Genomic DNA, 21,143 nt, shown 5'->3' on the forward strand with positions numbered 1-21,143 from the left:
GTCTGTCACTGCTCCTGGGGACGGTGCTCCGGCTGATGCGGCCGGGTCGGGGGGAAGTCTGCGGTGTCGGTGGTGTGTACGGCCAGCGTCCGGTCGGGATTCAGCCGTACGACGATGTGGCGGTGCCAGGTCGTGTCGTCGCGCTCGGCGTGGTCCTCGCGCCAGTGGCAGCCGCGGGTCTCCTCGCGCAGACGGGCGGCGGCGACCAGGACGCGGGCCACGCACAGGAGGTTGGTGGCCTCCCAGGTGTCGACGCCGGGTTCGGCGGTCTTGCCGTTCTCGTCGAGGGCGCCGCGGGCGTCGGTGTGCAGCCGCTGGAGGGCCTCGGCGGCGGTGTCCAGGGAGGCGGCGGAGCGCAGGACGCCGGCGCCCTCGGTCATGATGCGCTGGATCGTGAAGCGGGTCTCGGGGTCGAGAAGCGGGTGCGCGGGCTTCTCGGGGTGCGGGACGGGGGCGGGCACGCGCGCGTGGAGGCCGTCTCCGGCGTGGGCCGCGGTGATGTCGGCGACGATGCGCTCGGCGTAGACCAGGCCCTCCAGGAGCGAGTTGGAGGCGAGCCGGTTGGCGCCGTGGACTCCGGTGCAGGCGACCTCGCCGCACGCGTACAGCCCGGGGACGGTCGTACGGCCCCGGGAGTCGGTGCGGACGCCGCCGGAGGCGTAGTGCGCGGCGGGGGCGACCGGGACGGGCTCGGTGACCGGGTCGATGCCGTGGGCGCGGCAGGAGGCGAGGATCGTCGGGAAGCGGGTCTCCCACATGTCGGCGCCGAAGTGCCGGGCGTCCAGGAACATGTGTTCGGCGCCCTGTTCCAGCATCCGGCGTGTGATGCCCTTGGCGACGATGTCGCGGGGCGCGAGTTCGCCGAGTTCGTGCTGGCCGGTCATGAAGCGCACGCCGTCGGCGTCGACGAGGTGGGCGCCCTCGCCTCGTACCGCCTCGGAGACGAGCGGCTGCTGGCCCTCGGCGTCGGCCCCCAGGAAGAGCACCGTGGGGTGGAACTGGACGAATTCGAGGTCGCTGACCTCGGCGCCCGCGCGGAGGGCGAGGGCGACGCCGTCGCCGGTGGAGACGGACGGGTTGGTGGTCGCCGAGAAGACCTGGCCCATGCCGCCGGTGGCGAGGACCACGGCGGGCGCGTGGACGGCGCCGACGCCGTCGTGCTGGCCCTCTCCCATGACGTGCAGGGTCACGCCCGCCGTACGGCCGTCGGCGTCCGTCAGGAGGTCCAGGACGAGCGCGTTCTCGACCGTGCGCAGTCCGCGCGCGCGGACGGCCTCGACGAGGGCGCGGGAGATCTCCGCGCCGGTCGCGTCGCCGCCCGCGTGCGCTATCCGGCGGCGGTGGTGACCGCCCTCGCGGGTCAGCTCCAGTCCGCCTTCGGAGGACTCGTCGAAGTGGGCGCCGGTCTCGATGAGCCGTCGTACGGCGTCCGGGCCCTCCGTGACGAGGATCCGTACGGCCTCCTCGTCGCACAGGCCCACGCCGGCCACCAGGGTGTCGGCGAGGTGCTGTTCGGGGGTGTCGCCCTCCCCCAGGGCCGCCGCGATGCCGCCCTGGGCCCAGCGGGTGGAGCCGTCGTCGAGGCGGGCCTTGGTGACGACGACCGTCTTGAGGCCGGCCGCGTCGCAGCGCAGGGCCGCGGTGAGTCCGGCGACGCCGGAGCCGACGACGACGACGTCCGCTGCGAGGGCCCAGCCGGGGGCGGGGGCGTGCAGCCGTATGCCGGTGGCGGTGCCGGCGGTGGGGCCTGTGGTGCTCACGAGGCGGCTCCGGGGGTTCCGAAAGTGAGAGGGATGTTGTCGATCAGCCGGGTCGTCCCGACCTTGGCTGCGACGGCGAGGACGGCTTCGCCCGTGAAGTCGTCCGGAATCTCGGTGAAGTCGGCGGGGTCGACCAGGGCGAGGTAGTCGAGGACCAATGGGGGCTTGAGGCGGGCCGCGTCGTCCAGGAGGAGGCGCGCGGCGGCCCGGACGGCCGCGGGGCCGCCGCCGGGGACCTTGGCGACGGCGTGCGCGTCGGCGGCGGCCCGGGACTCGCCGATCGCGCTGAGGGCCTGGGCACGCGCGTGCGTGGCGGGCACTTCACGGGCCCGCGCGCGCAGCGCCTCCTGCGCGGCGTGCCGGTCGCTGCCCGCGAACAGGGCCTGGGAGAGGGCGAGCGCCGTACGCCGTTCCTCCGGGGAGAGGTAGCGGTTGCGGCTGGACAGGGCCAGGCCGTCGGCCTCGCGCACGGTGGGTACGCCGACGATCTCCACGCCGAAGTTCAGGTCGCGGACCATCCGGCGGATCATCGCGAGCTGCTGGGCGTCCTTCTGCCCGAAGAAGGCCACGTCGGGCCGGGTGAGGTGGAGCAGCTTGCCGACGACGGTGAGCACGCCGTCGAAGTGCCCGGGGCGGGTGGCCCCTTCGAGCCGCTCCCCCATGGGGCCCGCGCTGATCCGCACCTGGGGTTCGCCGCCGGGGTAGACCTCGTCCACGGAGGGGGCGAACACGGCGTCCGCGCCCGCCTGTTCGGCGAGTTTCACGTCGGCGTCGAGGGTGCGCGGGTAGCGGTCGAGGTCCTCGCCCTGGCCGAACTGGAGGGGGTTCACGAAGACGGTGACGACGACGAAGCCCTTGGGGCCGACGTGTTCGCGGGCGGCCCGGACCAGGGTGGCGTGGCCCTCGTGGAGGGCGCCCATGGTCATGACGACGGCGTTGCGCCCCGGCGCCCCGAGGTGCGCGTGGGCGTCCGCCAGTTCGTCGGTGTCGGACAGCAGTCCCCAGAAGCGGCTCATCGGTCTCCCCCGTCGCTGTCGGTGCTCTCGGGGTTCGCGGGCGGGGTCGGGCCGCCGGCGAGCACCCCGAGGAGGTCCTCGGCCAGTTCCGGCTTGAGGAGGCCGTGGGCGAGGGCGCGGTCGGCGGTCGCGCGGGCCATCGCCAGATAGCCGGGGACGCTCTGCGGGGAGTGCTTGCGCAGCTCGGCGACATGCGCGGCGACCGTACCGGCGTCCCCGCGCGCGACGGGCCCGGTGAGCGCCGCGTCCCCGGAGCGCAGCGCGTTGTCCAGGGCCGCCCCGAGGAGCGGGCCGAGCATCCGGTCGGGGGCTTCGACGCCGGCCGTGCGCAGGAGCTCCATGGACTCGGCGACCAGGGTCACCAGGTGGTTGGCGCCGAGGGCGAGGGCCGCGTGGTAGAGCGGGCGGCTCTCCTCGGCGATCCATTCGGGCTCGCCGCCCATCTCGATGACGAGGGCCTCGGCGGCCAGCCGCAGTTCGGGGCGCGCGGTGACCCCGAAGGAGCACCCGGCGAGCCGCTGGACGTCCACGGGGGTGCCGGTGAAGGTCATGACGGGGTGCAGGGCCAGCGGCAGCGCGCCGGCCCGCAGGGCGGGGTCCAGGACCTTCGCGCCGTACCGCCCGGAGGTGTGCACGAGCAGCTGTCCCGGCCGTACGGCGCCGGTCTCGGCGAGACCCTCGACGAGGCCGGGCAGGGCGTCGTCCGGGACGGTCAGCAGGACCAGGTCGGCGCGCTCCATGACCTGGGCGGGCGAGACGACGGGCACGTCCGGGAGGAGCTGCGCGGCGCGGCGGACGGAGGCGTCGGAGACCCCGGAGACGGCCACCGGACGGTGCCCGGCGAGTTGCAGGGACGCGGCCAGCGCGGGGCCCACGCGTCCGGCGCCGACGACGCCGACGGTGAGTCGCGCGGGACGGTCCCTGGGGTCTGGCTGTTGGAATGTACTCACTCGACGACGGCCTTCCCGTTCCAGTCCGCTCGGGGTACCGGACGATGTACCGGACGATTTCTCGTCATGTTAACGCGATCGGTCCGAGGGGCGTCCGGTTGTCCACAGGCTGTGGGTCGTCGCGGGCCGCGCATATGTGTCCGATGTCTCCGGTACGGAAATGCGGATGCCCGCGCGGCGGGGCGGGCGCGATGATCCGGAGCATGAGCGATACAGCGGGGCAGACGGAGGAGCAGTCGGCGGAGCAGTCGGCCGAGGACCGGTTGCGGGAGCGGCGCCGGGCCGCGGTGCGGGAGGCGCGGCGTGTGCTGTGGCGCGGAGGGTTCGCCGACACCATCCGGCAGCGGCTCGCACTGCTGGCGGAGGCCGCGCCTGAGGTGTACGACGTCGACGAGACCGCGGACATGTACGGCAACGGCGTCGTGGCGGCCCTGGAGGAACGGGTCGCGACCCTGCTGGGCACGGAGAGCGCCGCGTTCTTCCCCACGGGCACGATGGCCCAGCAGGTCGCCCTGCGCTGCTGGGCGGCCCGCACCGGCAGCCCCACGGTCGGCCTGCACGCCCTGGCCCACCCCGAAGTGCACGAACGGAACGCGTTCGGCCAGGTCAGCGGATTGCGTACGGTACGCCTGACCAGCGAGCCCCGGCTGCCCACCGCCGACGAGGTGCGCGACTTCGAAGAGCCTTTCGGCACCCTGATGCTTGAGTTGCCGCTCCGGGACGCCGGGTTCGTCCTGCCCACCTGGGAGGAGCTCGCCGAGGTCGTGGAGGCGGCGCGCGAGCGCGACGCGGTGGTGCATTTCGACGGAGCGCGTCTGTGGGAGACCACCGTCCACTTCGGCCGCCCCCTGGACGAGATCGCGGGCCTGGCGGACAGCGTCTACGTGTCGTTCTACAAGTCCCTCGACGGTTTTGGCGGTGCGGCGCTGGCCGGCCCGAAGACTCTGGTGGAGGAGGCGAAGACCTGGCGGCACCGGTACGGCGGCATGATCTTCCAGCAGTTCCCCACGACGCTGTCGGCGCTCGTCGGCCTGGAGCGGGAGCTGCCCCGGCTGCCGGAGTACGTGCGGCACGCGCGCGTGGTGGCCGCCGCGCTGCGGGAGGGTTTCGCCGGGGCCGGTGTGCCGTGGGCGCGCGTGCACCCCGAGGAGCCGCACACCCATCAGTTCCAGGTCTGGCTGCCGTACGACCCCGACGCGCTGACGGAGGCGGCGGTGCGGCAGGCGGAGGAGACGGGGACCTATCTGTTCGCCGGATACTGGGACCGCGGCGGGCCCGGCCTGGCCGTCACCGAGGTCACTGTCGGCGCCCCTGGCCTGGAGTGGACGGCGGACGACGTGAAGGCGGCGGTGACAGAGTTCGTAGCACGGCTGTAGATGCCTTCCCGGAGGCATTCGCGGGGGCGTTGTCAGTGGTCGGGTGCACCATGGCTGCATGAGCGTGAGCATCGACGTGTGCGGGCTGGGGCGGGAGCAGATCGCCGTCGTGCCCTCGCCCCTGGCCGAACTCGGCATGGCGCTGCACGCCCTGACCGAGCCGGGACACCACCCCCGGCTGCAGGGCTGGGCGACGGGGGTGACCGCCGGGCTCGACCCGCATCTGGCCGACCGGATGTGCGAGGCCGACTTCCTGTGGCGCTCCACGTTCTCGGACCTGTTCCTGCCGTACGCGGGCCTGGGCGCGGGCACGCTCCCCGCCGGCACGCTCAGCGCGGAACTCGACCAACTGGACCGGCTGACGGACGAACAGTTCGTGGACGCCTGTCTGGAGTTCACCTGCGCGCTGCCGTACGACGAGCAGGGCGCCGGCGCGCTCGCCGACCCCAGGGCGCGGCAGCGGGCCCTCGACCTGGCCGTCTCGCGCGGCCCCCTCCAGGTCCGGTTCACCCGGCGCCTGCTGGACGACCCGCCCCGGATCCGCACCTGGCTGCGACAGCTGCTGGCCGACTGCGACGAGGCGTTCTTCGCCGAGACCTGGTCCCGGCTGCACCCCCAGCTCACGGCGGACGCCCGCCACAAGACGGACCTCCTGCGCCACAAGGGCCTGCCGGAGGCGCTGGCGTCGGTGTCGTCGGCGGTCACGCTCGACGAGGCGGCGGGCCGGATCACCATCGACAAGCTGGGCAACGGCCACACCACGGCGGCGGGCAGCCTGCTGCTCGTCCCGACGAGCCTGGGCTGGCCCCATCTGATGGTCCTGCACCGGTACGGCTGGCAGCCGGTCCTGCACTATCCGGCGGGCTCCCCCGAACTCGCCGCCCCGCCCTCGGTCGAGCAGCTCGGCCTGCGGCTGACCGCGCTGTCCCACCCGGTGCGGATCCGGCTCTGCCGCCAGCTGGCCCGCAGCTCGTTCACGACGACCGAACTGGCACGGACGCACAACATGACGGCACCCGAGATATCCCGGCACCTGGCCGTCCTGCGCAAGGCGGGCCTGACCACCACCCGCCGCCGCGGCCGCTACGTCCTGCACCAGCTGGACGTGACGATGGTGGCCCGGCTGGGCAGCGACTTCCTGGAGGGGATCCTCAGGTAGCCGCCGCACACGCGGAGGTGCTCAGGCGGCCCCGCCCGCCCGCACGAGCCCCGTCTCGTAGGCGAGGACGACCACCTGCACCCGGTCCCGCAGACCCAGCTTGGTCAGGATGCGGCCCACGTGGGTCTTCACGGTCGCCTCCGACAGGACCAGGCGGGCCGCGATCTCGCCGTTGGACAGGCCCTGGGCGACCAGGATCATGACCTCGCGCTCGCGTCCGGTGAGCCGGTCCAGTTCCTTGTGCTGGGGCTGCTGGCCGGTGCCCGGCAGCAGGGGCGCGAAGCGGTCGAGGAGCCGCCGGGTCGTCGAGGGGGCGACGACCGCGTCGCCGCTGTGCACGGAGCGGATGGCGGTGAGGAGTTCACCGGGCGGCACGTCCTTGAGCATGAAGCCGGAGGCGCCCGCCTTCAGCCCCGAGAAGGCGTACTCGTCGAGGTCGAAGGTGGTCAGGATCAGCACCTTGGGCGGGTTCTCACCCTGGCAGATGCGCCGGGTGGTCTCCACCCCGTCGAGCTTCGGCATGCGTACGTCCATCAGCACCACGTCGACCTCGGTCTCCCGCAGCACCTGGAGAGCCTCCACGCCGTCGCCCGCCTCGGCCACGACCTCCATGTCCGGCTGGGCGTCGAGCACCATCCGGAACCCGGTGCGCAGCAGCACCTGGTCGTCGACGAGCATCACGCGGATGAGCATGGCGGGGTCCTCCGGTAGATCGAACATGCACACTCATATCGAACGTGCACGTGTCAGTGAGCGGGTTTGAGCGGCAACAGGGCGCTGATGCGAAATCCGCCGCCCGGGCGCGGGCCCGCGTCCAGGGTGCCGCCCACCATGCCGACGCGCTCGCGCATGCCGATCAGGCCGTGTCCCTGTCCGTCGGCGCCGCCCTCCTCGTACAGCTCGTGCGGGGCGCCCTTGCCGTCGTCCTCGACGAGCAGGCCGAGGCCGTCGTCGAAGTAGACCAGGCGCACGCTCGCTCCGGTGTTCGGGCCGCCGTGCTTTCGGGTGTTGGTGAGCGCCTCCTGCACGATGCGGTACGCCGTCAGCTCCACGCCGCTGGGCAGCGGGCGCGGGGTGCCCTCGATCTTGAAGTCGACGGGGAGACCGGCGCCACGGCACTTCTCGACGAGGTCGTCGATCTGCTCGACGTCGGGCTGCGGAACGTACTCCCCGCTCTCCTTGTGCTCGCCGGTGCGCAGCACGCCGAGCAGCCGGCGCATCTCGGCGAGGGCCTGGCGGCCGGTGCCGGAGATGGTCTCCAGGGCCTTGCGCGCCTGTTCCGGGGCGGAGTCGAGGACGTAGGCGGCGCCGTCGGCCTGGACCACCATCACGGAGACGTTGTGGGCGACGACGTCGTGCAGCTCGCGGGCGATCCGGGCGCGCTCGGCGGCGACCGCGACCTTGGCCTGGGCCTCGCGCTCCTTCTCCAGGCGGGCGGCGCGCTCCTCCAACTGGGCGAAGTAGGCGCGGCGCGTGCGCAGCGAGTCGCCGAGCACCCAGGCGAGGGCGAACGGCACCGCCAGGAAGACCACCAGGGCGAGATTGCCCGCGGTGCTCGCGTCCTTCTCCGGCCAGCGCAGCTGGGACAGCGGGGCCGCGCACAGACCGCCGATCAGCGCGAACCGCGAGGCCCAGCGGGGCCCGTTCACCGCGACCGTGTAGACGATCACCAGCATGGCGAAGTTCGCGGGCAACGGCTCGACGTCGAACGCCAGCTGCGCCACCCCGACCACTGCGGCCAGCACGAGCATCCGCTCGGGCATCCGCCGGCGCAGGGCGATCACCAGGCACAGCAGGAGCGACACCAGGACGATCGCCACCCGGGACTGGGCGCCCCCGGTCTCGCTCCCGACGGCTCCGCCCAGCGCGGAGATCCCGAACAGGCAGACGGCCCAGAAGCCGTCGACCCATGTCGGGTGTCTGCGAAGGAAGTCATAGACGCGTTGCACGTAACCCAGAGTAGGGAAGCGTTCTGTGCGCGGGGGTCAACCGGAGGGTCGATCCGCAACGCCCCCGCGTACTCCCCAAGGTGGAGACCCCGTCCCCTGGGTGGCGGGGGTCCGCGCCCTAGCCTGACCCCGTGGCAGGAGAGACGGTGGACGCGGCGGCGGGCGGAACAGCGGGCGAGTGGCACGGCTGGCGTGCGGCGACGCGGGAGGCGCTCTACGGCGAACATGGGTTCTACCGGCGGCCCGAGGGCCCCGCCGGGCACTTCCGTACGTCCGTCCACGCCTCGCCGCTCTTCGCCGGTGCCGTGGCCCGGCTGCTGTGCCGGGTCGACGAGTCGCTGGGCCGTCCCACGTCGCTCGGCTTCGTCGACATGGGCGCGGGCCGGGGCGAACTCGTCACCGGTGTCCTCAAGGCCCTGCCCCCCGAAGTGGCGGCACGCGCGCGTGGGTACGCCGTCGAGTTGGCCGACCGCCCAATGGACCTCGATCACCGCATCGAGTGGCTGGCCGAGCCCCCCGAAGGTGTCACCGGGCTGCTGTTCGCCAACGAGTGGCTGGACAACGTCCCCGTGGAGGTCGCGGAGGTGGACCCGGCGGGCGTACCGCGCCTGGTCCTCGTACGACGGGACGGCACCGAGCGGCTCGGGGAGCCGGTCTCCGGGGCGGACGCGGAGTGGCTGGCCCGGTGGTGGCCGCTGCCGCCGGAGCCGGGGGCGCGGGCCGAGATCGGGCTCCCCAGGGACACCGCCTGGGCCGCCGCCAGAGCCACGGTCGCCCGGGGCCTCGCCGTCGCCGTCGACTACGCGCACACCGCCGGCGCCCGGCCGCCCTTCGGAACGCTCACCGGCTTCCGGGCCGGCCGGGAGACCGCGCCCGTGCCGGACGGCTCGTGCGATCTGACCGCCCATGTGGCGCTGGACGCCTGCGCGGGCCCGGGAGCACGCCTGCTGACCCAGCGGGAGGCCCTGCACGCCCTCGGGGTGGCCGGCGGGCGCCCTCCGCTGTCCCTGGCCTCCACGGACCCCACGGCGTACGTACGGGCCCTGGCGAGCGCGGGAGAGGCCGCCGAGCTGACGGCGACGGGCGGGCTCGGGGACTTCGGGTGGCTGGTGGAGCCGACGGGCATCCCCGACCCGCTCCGGTAAGCCCCCGGGGAGCTACTTGTCGATGTCCCCGACCACGAAGAACAGCGACCCCAGGATCGCCACCATGTCCGAGACCAGCGTCCCGGGCAGCAGCTCCGTGAGCGCCTGGATGTTGTTGAAGGACGCCGAGCGCAGTTTCAGCCGGTACGGGGTCTTCTCGCCCTTGCTGACGAGGTAGTAGCCGTTGATCCCGAGGGGGTTCTCGGTCCACGCGTACGTGTGCCCCTCGGGCGCCTTCAGGACCTTCGGCAACCGCTGGTTGATCGGTCCTGGCTCCAGTTCGGCGATCCGGTCGAGGCAGGCGTCGGCCAGGTCCAGGGCATTGTGCGTCTGCTCCAGGAGGCACTCGAACCGGGCGAGACAGTCGCCCTCCTGCCGGGTGACGACCTTCAGGGTGTCCTGGAGGTCGCCGTACGCCAGATACGGCTCGTCGCGGCGCAGGTCGAAGTCCACGCCCGAGGCGCGCGCGATCGGCCCGCTCACGCCGTACGCGTGCACCGCCTCCGCCGAGAGCGTGCCCACGCCCCTCGTGCGCCCCCGGAAGATCTCGTTGCCGAGCACCAGGTCGTCGAAGCGGTCCATGCGCGAGCGCACGGAGGCGACGGCGGCACGCGCGCGCGTGGACCAGCCCGCCGGGAGGTCCTCCTTGAGGCCGCCCACGCGGTTGAACATGTAGTGCATGCGCCCGCCGGAGACCTCCTCCATGACGTTCTGGAGCTCCTCGCGCTCCCGGAAGGCGTAGAACATCGGGGTGATGGCGCCCAGCTCGATCGGGTACGAGCCGAGGAACATCAGGTGGTTCAGGACCCGGTTCAGCTCCGCGAGCAGCGTGCGCGTCCACACCGCGCGCGTGGGGACCTCCATACCGAGCATCCGCTCCACGGCGAGGACCACGCCCAGCTCGTTGGAGAACGCCGACAGCCAGTCGTGCCGGTTCGCCAGCATGATGATCTGACGGTAGTCACGCGCCTCGAAGAGCTTCTCCGCACCGCGGTGCATATAGCCGATCACCGGCTCCGCGTGCTGGATGCGCTCACCGTCGAGCACCAGCCGCAGCCGCAGCACGCCGTGCGTGGACGGATGCTGGGGCCCGATGTTGAGCACCATGTCGGTGCTCTCCGCGGCGCCGCCGACCCCGACCACGGTCTCCGTGGGACCCGTCGTGAGACTCATGGACACAGTCTGTCGTACGTACGCTTGCGGCATGGAGACGGGGAGCCCGGACACCGCGGGCGAAACGCGAGGCGAGCGGCACGACGAGCCGGTGTGGACCGGGCTGCCCCGGGACCTGCTGCGGATGCGCCGACTGCTGCTGGTGGTCTGGCTGGTGCCGCTGACGCTCGGTACGGGACTGCTGCTCGGCCTGCTCTGCGGCCCCGCCTGGGCGGCCTTCGCGCTGCTGCCGCTCGCCCTGCTGCTGTGGGGCTGGCCGATGCTGGGCCGCAACTGGGCCTCCTGGCGGTACGCCGAGCGCGCCGACGACCTGCTGATCAGCAGGGGTGTGCTGTGGCGCGAGGAGACGATCGTGCCGTACGGGCGGATGCAGCTGGTCGAGGTGACCTCCGGGCCCGTCGCCCGGCACTTCGGGCTGGCGAGCGTGCAGCTGCACACGGCCGCCGCCGCGACCGACGCGCTCATCCCCGGCCTGGAACCGGCGGAGGCGGAACGGCTGCGCGACCGGCTCACCGAACTCGGCGAGGCACGATCGGCGGGGCTGTGACGACCCCCGGCACCGACACGGACGTACCCATAGAGAACGGCAGGAAGCCGGTCGTCGAGCAGCGGCTGCATCCCGTGACGCCGCTGCGGCGCGCGTGGGCGCCGGTCGCCGTGCTCATCGGGTGGGCGGTGCACGACCCCGACCAGGCGCAGCGCCAGCTCACCAGGTTGACGACCACGACCCTGCTGCTGGGCCTCGCCGTGTGCGTGATCGGCGGCGCCCTGTACGGCTTTCTGACCTGGTGGTTCACGCACTTCGCGGTGACCGACACCGAACTGCGCATCCGTACGGGCCTGTTGTTCCGGCGTACCGCGCACATCCGGCTCGAACGCATCCAGGCCGTCGACATCACCCAGCCGCTGCTGGCCCGGGTCGCGGGCGTCGCCAAGCTCAAGCTGGACGTCGTGGGGACGGACAAGAAGGACGAGCTGGCCTACCTGGGCGAGGGGCACGCGCGTGCCCTTCGGGCCGAACTGCTCGCCCGCGCGGCCGGGTTCGCCCCCGAGACCGCGCACGAGGTCGGCGAGGCACCCGTACGGCAGCTGCTGCACATCCCCGCGCGCGTGCTCGCGATCTCCCTGGTGCTGACCGGCGCGACCTGGGGCTCGCTGGCCGCCGCCCTCGTCGTACCGCCGTTCCTCTGGTTCGCCACCCACAGCCTGTGGACGGTGCTCGCGACCGGCGTGCCGCTGCTCGGCGCGGCGGGTGCGAGCAGCGTGGGGCGGTTCGTCGCCGAGTACGACTGGACGGTCGGCGAGTCCCCGGACGGGCTGCGCATCGACCACGGGCTGCTCGACCGTACGCACGAGACGGTGCCGCCCGGGCGCGTGCAGACCGTACGGATCGTGGAGCCGCTGCTGTGGCGGCGGCGCGGGTGGGTCCGGGTGGAGCTGGACGTGGCGGGATCGTCGAACTCGGTGCTGGTGCCGGTGGCGCCGCGCGAGATCGCGGAGGCGGTGATAGGCCAGGTGCTGCCCGGGGTGAAGGTGCCCGCGTCGCTGTCGCGTCCGCCGCGCCGGGCGGGCTGGTGCCTGCCCTTCTGGTGGCGCGGCTACGGCATCGCCGTCACCGACAGCGTCTTCGTCTCCCGGCACGGGCTGCTGCGCCGCAGCCTCGCCCTGGTCCCGCACGCCAAGGTCCAGTCCGTACGGCTGGAGCAAGGGCCCTGGGCGCGCTTCAAGGGCCTCGCGGACGTCCATGTGGACACGGGGGCCAACAAGACCGTCACAGCCGGTCTACGGGACGCACAGGAGGCCGCGGAGCTGCTGCGGGGTCAGGCGGAGCGGTCCCGGACCGGACGGCGGGACGCGCGACCGGACCGGTGGATGGCGTGACGGGTGCGTACGGGTGGGGCCTGACCTGCCGTCAGGAGACCGCGCTCCGCAGGCCCTGCAGGTCGATGTGCTCGGTCTCGTCGTGTGCCGTCAGGTCGATCACCTGACCGATGCCGACCCCGCGCGACTCCTCGTCCGCGGGCTTGAACTGCGCCTCGGACTCCGCCTTGTGCAGCGCGAGCGCCTCCTGCCCGACGACGTCGGCGAGGTCCTCGTTCTGCACGGACTCCAGCGCGGCCGACGCCTGCTCCTTCTGCGTACCGAAGAAGTCGAACCCGCCCTCGACGGCGGGCCTGCGCAGGGGGGCGGTCGTCGGTACGACGGCCACCGCGGTCGGCACGGTGTAGTGCCCGGTGCCGCGCACGGGCTTGGCCGGCTTGGCCTCGGCGGGAGTTGCGGCGGCTCTCGTGTGCCCACGGGCCGCCTCGGGCTTCCCCTTCGCCTCGTCCTCCTGCACGGCCTCCGCCTTGTCGGCGGCGGGGCCGTCGGAGACGGTCTCGGAGACCACGGCGACGTCAGCGGGTATCTCCGCCGTCTTCACTGTCTTCGCCGTCTTCACGTCGGCGGGGGCCGGTTCGGCCTTCGTCCGGGTCTCGCCGTCGAACCTGGCCAGCGCCGCCCGCGCCCGCAGGAAGAGCGAGGAACCCTCCGGGGAGAAGACCGCCGGTGCCGCCGGGGTCTCCTCGTCGGACTCGTCGTCCGTGTCGGCCGACTCGGCCGTGTCACCCGTGGCCTGCGCGCCGACCGCGCCCAGGGCCGCCGAGACGCCGGCCGCCGCCGCGTCCAGCGCGGCCGCGTCGGAGTCCACCACGTCGGCCTCGTCCGCCGAATCGCCGGACCCGGCGAGCAGCGCCCGCGCGGAACCCGTACGCGCGGTCGCCTTCACGTCCACGTCGACGTCCGTGTCCTCGTCCTGGGCCGGTACCGCGGCCTCCAGCTCCAGCAGGCGCCGGCCCTCCAGCGCGCTGGCCCGCTCGGTCTCCGCCGTGGCGTACCGCCGCAGCAGCGCCGCGTGCTCGTTGCGCAGTCCCTGCAGTTCGGCCCGCTTCCCGCGCAGCTTCTGCTCCAGCTTGACGCGCAGCTCGCGGGACTCCTCCAGGTCGGTCTCCAGTTCGGCGATGCGCTCCTCGTGCCGCCAGTCGTCGCTCGCACGCGCGCGGGTGAGGTCGGCGACCTGCTTGCCCGCCTCCATGTCCCAGCGGCGCATGACCGCGGCGCCCACGACGGTGATGGCCGCGGCGAACGCGGCGATCACCCGGAGGACGCCGGTATCCGTGAACACCCATGGCCCCAGGGCGCAGACGAGCGAGACGCCCGCGATCGCCGCTGGAGGCAGCAGCCGGTGCAGAGGTGGTGAATGGCGGTGACGTCCACGTGGCATGGCCAGAAACTTACCGCGCGTAGGCGAATCTTGGTGCCCCGCCCGGTAAAAACACAGCCGCCCCAAACCCTTCACAGGGCATACGGCCCTTGGCCCAGGGGCTCGGAACGGCCCTCCCGCGCGCGTCCGCGACGTCAACGGTCCGTCAGCCGCTGGCTCAGCCACTCCAGCGAGCCGGGGATCTCCCGCCGCCAGGTGTTGAAGTTGTGGCCGCCGCTCTCCAGGACGATCGTCGAGATCCTCGTCGGGGCCTTCGTCTTCACGAGGTCCACGAACCGCATCGTCGGACCGTAGTTGGCCTCTCCGTGCCTGCTGGTGGTGACCAGCAGGGAGACCTCCGGCGGCGGCATGTGCCGGATGTACCACTCCAGGTCGGCGTGGCGCTTCAGCTTCCTGTCACCCTGGAAGAGGTCTCCCGTGGTGGCGTCGATCGGCGCCTTGTAGGACGCCGACAGACCCACCGCCGCCGTGTACACGCGCGGGTGGTGCATCGCGAGCTTCAGCGCGCAGTAGCCGCCCGTGGAGTCGCCGATGATGCCCCAGCTCCCGGGCCTCGACCCCACCCGGTAGTGGCCGGCGAGGGCCCTGGGCAGGTCCTGGGCGAAGAACGTCTCCGTCTGCGGCCCGTTCGGCACGTCCACGCACTCGGTGTCCCGGGGCGGCGCCACGGTCGGCCGCAGCATCACCAGGATCATCGGCTGCGCCCTGCCCTCGCGCGCCAACTCGTTCGCCGTGTGCGGGTAGTCGAGCTTCGTGATGAGGGACTCGGCGGTCCCCGGATAGCCGGTGAGCACGACGACCACCGGGAAGGTGCGCTTCGCGTACTGCGGCTGGAAGTACTCCGGTGGCAGATAGACGTACGCCGGAGAGGTGATCCCCGTCTTCTTGCCGACGACGCCGATCTTCTGGATCTGGCCGCCGACCCTGGGCAGATGACCGCCCGGCACCCGCACCGACTGCGTGGACAGCACCTGGAAGCCGCCGTGCGCCCCGCTGCTCTGGTCGACGACCACGCCCTGGTCGGTCTCCTTGCCCAGGAGGTCGTCCCAGGAGGCGTAGAAACCGAAACTCTGGTTGACGGCGAGACCGACCGAGGCGAACACCGCGACCTGGGTCGCCAGCAGGAGCACCGCCCGGCCGCCGACGGCCCGCCAGTTGCGGCGCGCCAGCCGGGGCCAGAACGCGATCGTGCCGATGAACAACAGGGCGGCGGCCAGGATCGCCAGCGCCAGCACTGTTTTGCTCGTGAGCCCCATGACTGCTGTTGCCCGCTCTCTCCACCGGCGGCGGCCGCTGCCGTCACGTTCCTTCACAGCGGCTTGCCCCGGACTTTGGGTGTCCTTTGAAACGGCTTTCCACGGGGGAGTGAACCTGTTCCCCCGAGACACCGTCCTAGAGGGCGCAATGTCGCCGGATGCCGGATTGGCTCCGGATTCCAGGTCTCTCGCAGAACTACGGGATGCGATGTCTGTCAGGACAGATGGTGAAATGTCGACCGGGGTTCCGGGACGATCAAGCCGAGTACGGCGCGTACTGAGCGGCCCGCGTCCCGAGGCCGTCCCCACGGTGGTCGCCCGGGCCTGTGCGCTGGTGGGTCTCGTCGACATCGCCGCCGGGGTCTTCCCGCGCTTCCGGCACAGCCGGATGCACGCGATCGCCGAGGTGCTGCCCGGCGCGCTCGGCCCGTTCGCCGCCGCGCTCTCCCTCAGCACCGGCGTTCTGCTGCTGCTCCTCGCGCACGGCCTCAGGCGCCGCAAGCGCCGGGCCTGGCGGGCAGCCGTGGCCCTGCTGCCGGCCGGCGCCGTGGCCCAGTTCACCTACCGCCACTCGCTCGTCGGGCTGGTCATCTCCGTCCTCCTGCTGGTGATGCTGCTGCGCCACCGCACCGAGTTCGAGGCGCTGCCCGACCCGCGCAGCCGCTGGCGCGCGCTCACCAACTTCGTGCTGATGAGCGCCGGTTCGCTCGCGCTCGGGCTGGTCATAGTGAGCGCCCACGGCGACCGCATGTACGGCGACCCGAGCCTCGCCGACCGCATCACCCACGTCCTGTACGGCCTGTTCGGCTTCGAGGGCCCCGTCGACTACGACGGGCCCACCTCCTGGACCGTCGGCTACTCGCTCGGCGCCCTGGGCCTGCTGACCGCCATCACGACGATCTACTTCGCCTTCCGCCCCGAACACCCGGCCGCACAGCTCACCCAGGAGGACGAGGACCGGCTGCGCGTCCTCCTCGACAAGCACGGCCGCCGCGACTCCCTCGGCCACTTCGCGCTGCGCCGCGACAAGGCGGTCGTCTTCTCCCCCAGCGGCAAGGCGGCGGTGACCTACCGCGTCGTCTCCGGTGTGATGCTGGCGAGCGGCGACCCGATCGGCGACGTGGAGGCCTGGCCGGGCGCCATCGAACGCTTCATGGACGAGGCCAAGGCCCACTCCTGGACCCCCGCCGTCATGGGCTGCTCGGAGACCGGCGGCGAGGTCTGGACCCGCGAGACCGGCCTCGACGCCCTCGAACTGGGCGACGAGGCGGTGGTGGACGTCGCGGATTTCTCCCTCTCCGGGCGCGCGATGCGAAACGTGCGCCAGATGGTCAAGCGCATCGAACGCGCGGGCTACGAAACCCGGGTACGGCGCATCCGTGACCTCGGGGAGAACGAGCTGGAGCGGATCAGGCGCGCCGCGGAGGACTGGCGCGGCACCGACACCGAGCGCGGCTTCTCCATGGCCCTGGGCCGCATCGGCGACCCGGGAGACGGTGACTGCCTGATCGCCACCGCCCACAAGACCGACGAGCAGCCGGGCCCGTACGGCGATCTGAAGGCGATCCTGCACTTCGTGCCGTGGGGCACCGACGGCGTCTCCCTGGACCTGATGCGACGCGACCGCTCGGCCGACCCCGGCATGAACGAACTGCTCATCGTGGCCGCCCTGGAGGCCGCCCCCCGCCTCGGCGTCGCCCGCGTCTCCCTGAACTTCGCCATGTTCCGCTCGGCCCTGGCCCGCGGCGAGAAGATCGGCGCAGGACCGGTGCTGCGCGCCTGGCGCGGCCTCCTGGTGTTCCTGTCCCGCTGGTTCCAGATCGAGTCCCTGTACAAGTTCAACGCGAAGTTCCGCCCCCGCTGGGAACCCCGCTTCGTCGTCTACCGCACCTCCAGCGATCTCCCCCGCATCGGCCTGGCCGCGATGCAGGCGGAGGGCTTCGTGAACCTGGCCCTCCCCCGGCTCCTCCGCCGCCGCACCGCGACCCGGCGCCCGTGCGCCCACGGGGTGTCGGACAGAGGGACGGTCCGCGCGGCGTGACGGGAAGGGCGGTCGGGCGGGAAACAACGGCACAAACCACAACGCACCTCCACCAGACAGATCCCGCCAAACCGCCGGGGGCCTACGCTGAACGCATGAACAACCACAGCGGACGCGGCCGGGTCGCCGGCCTCCCGGCCTGGGACCGCTGCGCGGTCATGGGCGTCGTGAACGTGACCCCGGACTCCTTCTCCGACGGCGGCCGCTGGTTCGACACGACCAACGCCGTCAAACACGGCCTCGACCTGGTCACCGAGGGTGCCGACCTGGTGGACGTCGGCGGCGAGTCCACCCGCCCCGGCGCCACCCGCGTCGACGAGGCCGAGGAGCTCAAGCGCGTCGTCCCCGTGGTCCGCGGCCTCGCCGCCGAGGGCGTCACCGTCTCGGTCGACACCATGCGCGCCTCGGTCGCCGAACAGGCGCTCGCGGCAGGCGCCGTCCTCGTCAACGACGTCAGCGGCGGCCTCGCGGACCCCGCGATGATCCCGGTCGTCGCGGACGCCGGCGCCCCCTTCGTCGTCATGCACTGGCGCGGCTTCCTGGAGGGCGGCAACATCAAGGGCGTGTACACGGACGTCGTCACCGAGGTCGTCGACGAGCTGCACGCGCGCGTGGACGCCGTACTGGCCGGCGGTGTCGCCCCCGACCGGATCGTCGTGGACCCGGGCCTCGGCTTCTCCAAGGGCGCCGACCACGACCTGGCCCTCCTGGCCCACCTCGACCGGCTGCACGGCCTGGGCCACCCCCTCCTGGTCGCCGCGTCCCGCAAACGGTTCCTGGGCCGCGTACTGGCCGGCCCCGAGGGCGCCCCGCCGCCCGCGCGGGAGCGCGACGCCGCTACCGCCGCCGTCTCCGCGCTCGCCGCCCACCAGGGCGCCTGGGCGGTCCGCGTGCACGAGGTCCGCGCGACCGCCGACGCCGTACGGGTCGCCCGCGCGGTGGAGTGGGCCCGCGACACGGAGGCCGTCCGCGGCGCAGAGGGAGCCCGGTGAGCGCGCCCCACACCGACGTCGAGCAGGTCGAACTCGCCAACACGGCCTTCTACGAGGCGCTGGAACAGGGCGACTTCGAGGAACTGTCCTCGCTCTGGCTGACCCCCGCCGACCTGGGCGTCGACGAGGAGTACCACGACCCCGCGGAGACCGGCGTGGTCTCCTGCGTGCACCCCGGCTGGCCGGTGCTGACCGGACGCGGCGAGGTGCTGCGCTCGTACGCGCTGATCATGGCGAACACCGAGTACATCCAGTTCTTCCTCACCGACGTGCACGTCTCCGTGACCGGCGACACCGCCCTGGTGACCTGCACCGAGAACATCCTCAGCGGCGGCCCGCCCCCCGAGGACAGCGACGAGCTGGGCCCACTGGTCGGCCAGCTGGTCGTCGCCACCAACCTGTTCCGCCGTACGCCCGTCGGCTGGAAGCTCTGGTCGCACCACGCCTCCCCGGTCCTCGCCGAGAACGACGAGGACGAGGCGGACGACACACCCTCCTGAGCCGAACGTGGCCGAAGCCGACCGAACGTGGTTGGAATCACGAACACGGGGTAAGTGCGGCTACCAGCCCGTGAGCAGCCGTGTTCCCGCGGGGAAACACCCGATGAACCCTCATGACCATCACGTGGACGGGCCCCTCGCGGGGCGGGCACTGTCAGTGCCCGCGGGTAGATTCGGAAGTGGCCGACGGACCGGCCGCACCCGGTCCGAAACGGCCGCCAACGACGATTGCAGGAGTGATTCGCGTGGATCGTGTCGCGCTGCGCGGCCTGAGGGCCCGTGGACACCACGGCGTGTTCCCACAGGAGCGGGAAGAGGGCCAGACCTTCGTCGTGGACCTCTCCCTGGGCCTGGACACCCGTCCGGCCGCGGCCGACGACGACCTGGCGAAGACCGTGCACTACGGCATCGTGGCGGAGGAGGTCGTGGCCGTCGTCGAGGGCGAGCCCGTCGACCTCATCGAGACGCTCGCCGAACGCATCGCGCAGGTCTGTCTGAAGCACCAGGGGGTCCAGGAGGTCGAGGTGTGCGTCCACAAACCGGACGCGCCGATCACGGTCCCCTTCGACGACGTGACCATCACCATCACCCGGAGCCGAGTATGACCGCCTCGTTCACCGAGAGTCAGAGCGACCCGACCGTCCAGCCGGTGCCCGCCTCCGTCGTCCAGCAGGTGGACGCCGCCGACACCACCCTGCACAACCCGAAGCGCGCCGTGATCTCCCTCGGCTCGAACCTCGGCAACCGTCTGGAGACCCTCCAGGGGGCCATCGACGCCCTGGAGGACACCCCGGGCGTCCGGGTCAAAGCGGTCTCCCCGGTGTACGAGACGGAGCCGTGGGGCGTCCCGGCGGGCAGCCAGCCGTCGTACTTCAACGCGGTGGTCGTCCTGAAGACGACACTCCCCCCGTCCTCGCTCTTGGAGCGCGCCCACGCCGTCGAGGAGGCCTTCCACCGCGTCCGCGAGGAACGCTGGGGCCCGCGCACGATCGACGTCGACATCGTCGCGTACGCCGACGAGGTCTCCGACGACCCGGTTCTCACCCTCCCCCACCCGCGCGCCCACGAGCGGGCCTTCGTCCTCGCCCCCTGGCACGACGTGGACCCCGAGGCCCAGCTGCCCGGCCGCGGCCCGGTGGCGGCGCTCCTGGAGAAGGTCGCCCTGGACGGTGTCGCGCCCCGCGCCGACCTGGAACTCCAGCTGCCGGAATAGCCGTTAAGGTCATGACGGCCACAGGTCGGTGGTCCGGTCCGGGGAGCTGAAGGGGCACCGTGAGAGAGCTGCACGTCAAGATGCTGGCCGGCGTGTTCGTGGTCGCCGGAGTGCTCTCCTGGGCGGGCGCCCGGCTGTGGAATTCGGTGGGGACACTCCCGAGCGTCCCGCTGGCCGCCCCCATCGTCCTCGCCCTGATCGCCGCGGTCCTGCTGGCCACGGCCCTCTCCCTCCGCGCCCGCCTCAAGGCCCAGCGCGACCGCCGCCCCGGCGCCAAGGGCGTCGACCCCCTGATGGCGGCCCGCGCGGTCGTCTTCGGCCAGGCCAGCGCCCTGGTGGCCGCCCTGGTCGCCGGAATGTACGGCGGCACGGGCGTCTTCCTCCTGGAGTCCCTGGACATCCCCGCCCGCCGGGACCAGGCGATCTACGCCGGCTTCTCGGTCCTGGCAGGCATCGCGGTAATAGCGGCAGCCTTCTTCCTGGAACGGGTCTGCAAACTCCCGGAGGACGACGACAACAACGCGGGAACGGCGCCAGCAGCGTAAACAGGCGTGAGAGAAGCGCCCCATAGGGGCGCGGGGAACTGCGCGACCAGCCACGACGGCCCAGCAGTCGAAGAACTCAGCGAGCCATGATCAAACTCATCGCCTCGTTACGGGTGGCAGGATCCCGCAACTGCCCCCGAACCGCCGAAGTGATCGTCTTCGCCCCCGGCTTCCGAACCCCCCGCATCGACATGCACATGTGCTCGCACTGAACGACGACGATCACCCCACGCGGCTCCAGGATCTCCATCAGGGAGTCGGCGATCTGCGTGGTGAGCCGTTCCTGCACCTGCGGCCGACGGGCATAGACATCCACCAGCCGCGCCAGCTTGGACAGCCCGGTGATCTTGCCGTCGGTGGACGGGATGTAGCCGACATGGGCAACGCCAACAAATGGCACGAGGTGATGCTCACAGGAGCTCAGGACCTCGATGTCCTTCACCAGCACCATCTCGTCGTGCCCCAGGTCGAACGTCGTCGTCAGGACGTCCTCGGGCTTCTGCCACAACCCCGCGAATATCTCCCGGTACGCCCGCGCCACGCGCCCCGGCGTCTCCCGCAGGCCCTCACGGTCCGGATCCTCGCCCACCGCGATCAGCAGTTCGCGTACGGCGTTCTCCGCCCGCTTCTCGTCGAACTCGCCGATCGTGCCTTCGCCGTCCAGCGTCACGGGGTCGGTCATCTGGTGCCTCGTTCCTGTCCCTGTCACGCGTGTGGACCACGCGTCGCACGTGCGGACATACCGAAATGCCGCGTCCCCCAGGCTAGAACCTGAGGGACACGGCATCCATTCCGGGCCCACTGAG

At 72.3% G+C, this 21,143-nt stretch carries 20 protein-coding genes; 11 read left to right on the forward strand and 9 right to left on the reverse strand.

Annotated features, from left to right (window positions below; all coding sequences use genetic code 11):
- Positions 1-5 precede the first annotated feature (5 nt).
- The 3 genes from ACFYXF_RS34140 to ACFYXF_RS34150 are packed head-to-tail and all read right to left on the reverse strand — an operon-like array spanning position 6 to position 3,726.
- Positions 6-1,760, reverse strand: a complete 1,755-nt coding sequence (locus tag ACFYXF_RS34140; protein WP_389355574.1) for an L-aspartate oxidase — start codon at positions 1,758-1,760, stop codon at positions 6-8.
- The gene (gene panC, locus ACFYXF_RS34145; protein WP_389355576.1) at positions 1,757-2,776 is read right to left on the reverse strand and encodes a pantoate--beta-alanine ligase; all 1,020 of its coding nucleotides are present in this window, start codon (positions 2,774-2,776) and stop codon (positions 1,757-1,759) included. Before panC ends, ACFYXF_RS34140 begins: the two co-directional genes overlap by 4 nt.
- On the reverse strand, positions 2,773-3,726 hold the full coding sequence (locus tag ACFYXF_RS34150) for a Rossmann-like and DUF2520 domain-containing protein (RefSeq protein ID WP_389355578.1): 954 nt from the start codon (positions 3,724-3,726) through the stop codon (positions 2,773-2,775). Before ACFYXF_RS34150 ends, panC begins: the two co-directional genes overlap by 4 nt.
- A gap of 203 nt (positions 3,727-3,929) precedes the next feature.
- Here ACFYXF_RS34150 and ACFYXF_RS34155 point away from each other — a divergent pair, with 203 nt between their 5' ends.
- Positions 3,930-5,102, forward strand: a complete 1,173-nt coding sequence (locus ACFYXF_RS34155) for a threonine aldolase family protein (RefSeq protein ID WP_389355579.1) — start codon at positions 3,930-3,932, stop codon at positions 5,100-5,102.
- A gap of 58 nt (positions 5,103-5,160) precedes the next feature.
- Positions 5,161-6,261, forward strand: a complete 1,101-nt coding sequence (locus ACFYXF_RS34160; protein WP_389355581.1) for a DUF5937 family protein — start codon at positions 5,161-5,163, stop codon at positions 6,259-6,261.
- 21 nt (positions 6,262-6,282) lie between these two features.
- On the opposite strand, the gene ACFYXF_RS34165 is transcribed toward ACFYXF_RS34160, so the two are convergent.
- Positions 6,283-6,954 carry a response regulator gene (locus tag ACFYXF_RS34165; RefSeq protein WP_389355980.1) on the reverse strand — a complete coding sequence of 224 codons (672 nt, stop codon included), beginning with the start codon at positions 6,952-6,954 and terminating at the stop codon, positions 6,283-6,285.
- Positions 6,955-7,007: 53 nt separating this feature from the next.
- The gene (locus tag ACFYXF_RS34170) at positions 7,008-8,210 is read right to left on the reverse strand and encodes a sensor histidine kinase (protein ID WP_389355582.1); all 1,203 of its coding nucleotides are present in this window, start codon (positions 8,208-8,210) and stop codon (positions 7,008-7,010) included.
- Between the two features lie 131 nt (positions 8,211-8,341).
- Between ACFYXF_RS34170 and ACFYXF_RS34175 the strand changes: the two genes are divergently transcribed.
- Positions 8,342-9,355, forward strand: a complete 1,014-nt coding sequence (locus ACFYXF_RS34175; RefSeq protein ID WP_389355584.1) for an SAM-dependent methyltransferase — start codon at positions 8,342-8,344, stop codon at positions 9,353-9,355.
- Positions 9,356-9,367: 12 nt separating this feature from the next.
- On the opposite strand, the gene ACFYXF_RS34180 is transcribed toward ACFYXF_RS34175, so the two are convergent.
- On the reverse strand, positions 9,368-10,528 hold the full coding sequence (locus tag ACFYXF_RS34180; RefSeq protein ID WP_389355586.1) for an NADH-quinone oxidoreductase subunit D: 1,161 nt from the start codon (positions 10,526-10,528) through the stop codon (positions 9,368-9,370).
- Positions 10,529-10,559: 31 nt separating this feature from the next.
- Here ACFYXF_RS34180 and ACFYXF_RS34185 point away from each other — a divergent pair, with 31 nt between their 5' ends.
- Both ACFYXF_RS34185 and ACFYXF_RS34190 read left to right on the forward strand, forming a co-directional pair.
- Complete coding sequence (locus ACFYXF_RS34185; protein WP_389355587.1) at positions 10,560-11,075, forward strand: PH domain-containing protein; 516 nt, start codon at positions 10,560-10,562, stop codon at positions 11,073-11,075.
- Positions 11,072-12,409, forward strand: a complete 1,338-nt coding sequence (locus ACFYXF_RS34190; RefSeq protein ID WP_389355589.1) for a PH domain-containing protein — start codon at positions 11,072-11,074, stop codon at positions 12,407-12,409. Before ACFYXF_RS34185 ends, ACFYXF_RS34190 begins: the two co-directional genes overlap by 4 nt.
- A 31-nt stretch (positions 12,410-12,440) precedes the next feature.
- Here ACFYXF_RS34190 and ACFYXF_RS34195 read toward each other — a convergent pair whose 3' ends face one another.
- Together ACFYXF_RS34195 and ACFYXF_RS34200 are read right to left on the reverse strand one after the other, a co-directional pair.
- A complete protein-coding gene (locus tag ACFYXF_RS34195; RefSeq protein ID WP_389355591.1) occupies positions 12,441-13,790 on the reverse strand; it encodes a hypothetical protein in 1,350 nt (449 codons plus the stop codon).
- A gap of 134 nt (positions 13,791-13,924) precedes the next feature.
- Complete coding sequence (locus ACFYXF_RS34200; protein ID WP_389355593.1) at positions 13,925-15,046, reverse strand: alpha/beta hydrolase; 1,122 nt, start codon at positions 15,044-15,046, stop codon at positions 13,925-13,927.
- Positions 15,047-15,278: 232 nt separating this feature from the next.
- On the opposite strand from ACFYXF_RS34200, the gene ACFYXF_RS34205 reads away from it, so the two are divergent.
- The 6 genes from ACFYXF_RS34205 (at position 15,279) to ACFYXF_RS34230 (ending at position 20,337) form a co-directional block, all read left to right on the forward strand.
- On the forward strand, positions 15,279-17,087 hold the full coding sequence (locus tag ACFYXF_RS34205) for a phosphatidylglycerol lysyltransferase domain-containing protein (protein ID WP_389355595.1): 1,809 nt from the start codon (positions 15,279-15,281) through the stop codon (positions 17,085-17,087).
- A gap of 95 nt (positions 17,088-17,182) precedes the next feature.
- The gene (gene folP, locus ACFYXF_RS34210; protein WP_389355597.1) at positions 17,183-18,079 is read left to right on the forward strand and encodes a dihydropteroate synthase; all 897 of its coding nucleotides are present in this window, start codon (positions 17,183-17,185) and stop codon (positions 18,077-18,079) included.
- Positions 18,076-18,579: a nuclear transport factor 2 family protein gene (locus ACFYXF_RS34215; RefSeq protein WP_389355599.1), complete on the forward strand. Its 504-nt coding sequence runs from the start codon at positions 18,076-18,078 to the stop codon at positions 18,577-18,579. The genes folP and ACFYXF_RS34215 overlap by 4 nt, the downstream gene beginning before the upstream one ends.
- Before the next feature lie 245 nt (positions 18,580-18,824).
- Positions 18,825-19,184 (forward strand): dihydroneopterin aldolase, encoded by a 360-nt coding sequence (folB, locus tag ACFYXF_RS34220; RefSeq protein WP_189150548.1) that lies wholly within the window; start codon positions 18,825-18,827, stop codon positions 19,182-19,184.
- Positions 19,181-19,792, forward strand: a complete 612-nt coding sequence (gene folK, locus ACFYXF_RS34225; RefSeq protein ID WP_389355601.1) for a 2-amino-4-hydroxy-6-hydroxymethyldihydropteridine diphosphokinase — start codon at positions 19,181-19,183, stop codon at positions 19,790-19,792. The genes folB and folK overlap by 4 nt, the downstream gene beginning before the upstream one ends.
- 80 nt (positions 19,793-19,872) lie before the next feature.
- A complete protein-coding gene (locus ACFYXF_RS34230) occupies positions 19,873-20,337 on the forward strand; it encodes a DUF3180 domain-containing protein (RefSeq protein WP_389355982.1) in 465 nt (154 codons plus the stop codon).
- Positions 20,338-20,413: 76 nt separating this feature from the next.
- Here ACFYXF_RS34230 and folE read toward each other — a convergent pair whose 3' ends face one another.
- Positions 20,414-21,019, reverse strand: coding sequence for a GTP cyclohydrolase I FolE (gene folE, locus ACFYXF_RS34235; RefSeq protein ID WP_389355602.1), 606 nt, complete (start codon positions 21,017-21,019; stop codon positions 20,414-20,416).
- Positions 21,020-21,143 lie beyond the last annotated feature (124 nt).

The sequence above is a fragment of the Streptomyces sp. NPDC002680 genome (assembly GCF_042889145.1).
Lineage (GTDB): Bacteria > Actinomycetota > Actinomycetes > Streptomycetales > Streptomycetaceae > Streptomyces > Streptomyces adonidis.

Excerpts from the sequence above, each read along its gene's own strand:
- panC (WP_389355576.1), bottom strand. The coding sequence starts at position 2,776 with ATGAGCCGCTTCTGGGGACTGCTGTCCGACACCGACGAACTGGCGGAC.
- ACFYXF_RS34155 (WP_389355579.1), top strand. The coding sequence starts at position 3,930 with ATGAGCGATACAGCGGGGCAGACGGAGGAGCAGTCGGCGGAGCAGTCG.
- ACFYXF_RS34160 (WP_389355581.1), top strand. The coding sequence starts at position 5,161 with ATGAGCGTGAGCATCGACGTGTGCGGGCTGGGGCGGGAGCAGATCGCC.
- ACFYXF_RS34165 (WP_389355980.1), bottom strand. The coding sequence starts at position 6,954 with ATGCTCATCCGCGTGATGCTCGTCGACGACCAGGTGCTGCTGCGCACC.
- ACFYXF_RS34180 (WP_389355586.1), bottom strand. The coding sequence starts at position 10,528 with ATGAGTCTCACGACGGGTCCCACGGAGACCGTGGTCGGGGTCGGCGGC.
- ACFYXF_RS34185 (WP_389355587.1), top strand. The coding sequence starts at position 10,560 with ATGGAGACGGGGAGCCCGGACACCGCGGGCGAAACGCGAGGCGAGCGG.
- ACFYXF_RS34195 (WP_389355591.1), bottom strand. The coding sequence starts at position 13,790 with ATGCCACGTGGACGTCACCGCCATTCACCACCTCTGCACCGGCTGCTG.
- ACFYXF_RS34200 (WP_389355593.1), bottom strand. The coding sequence starts at position 15,046 with ATGGGGCTCACGAGCAAAACAGTGCTGGCGCTGGCGATCCTGGCCGCC.
- ACFYXF_RS34205 (WP_389355595.1), top strand. The coding sequence starts at position 15,279 with ATGTCGACCGGGGTTCCGGGACGATCAAGCCGAGTACGGCGCGTACTG.
- folP (WP_389355597.1), top strand. The coding sequence starts at position 17,183 with ATGAACAACCACAGCGGACGCGGCCGGGTCGCCGGCCTCCCGGCCTGG.
- folK (WP_389355601.1), top strand. The coding sequence starts at position 19,181 with ATGACCGCCTCGTTCACCGAGAGTCAGAGCGACCCGACCGTCCAGCCG.
- ACFYXF_RS34230 (WP_389355982.1), top strand. The coding sequence starts at position 19,873 with ATGCTGGCCGGCGTGTTCGTGGTCGCCGGAGTGCTCTCCTGGGCGGGC.
- folE (WP_389355602.1), bottom strand. The coding sequence starts at position 21,019 with ATGACCGACCCCGTGACGCTGGACGGCGAAGGCACGATCGGCGAGTTC.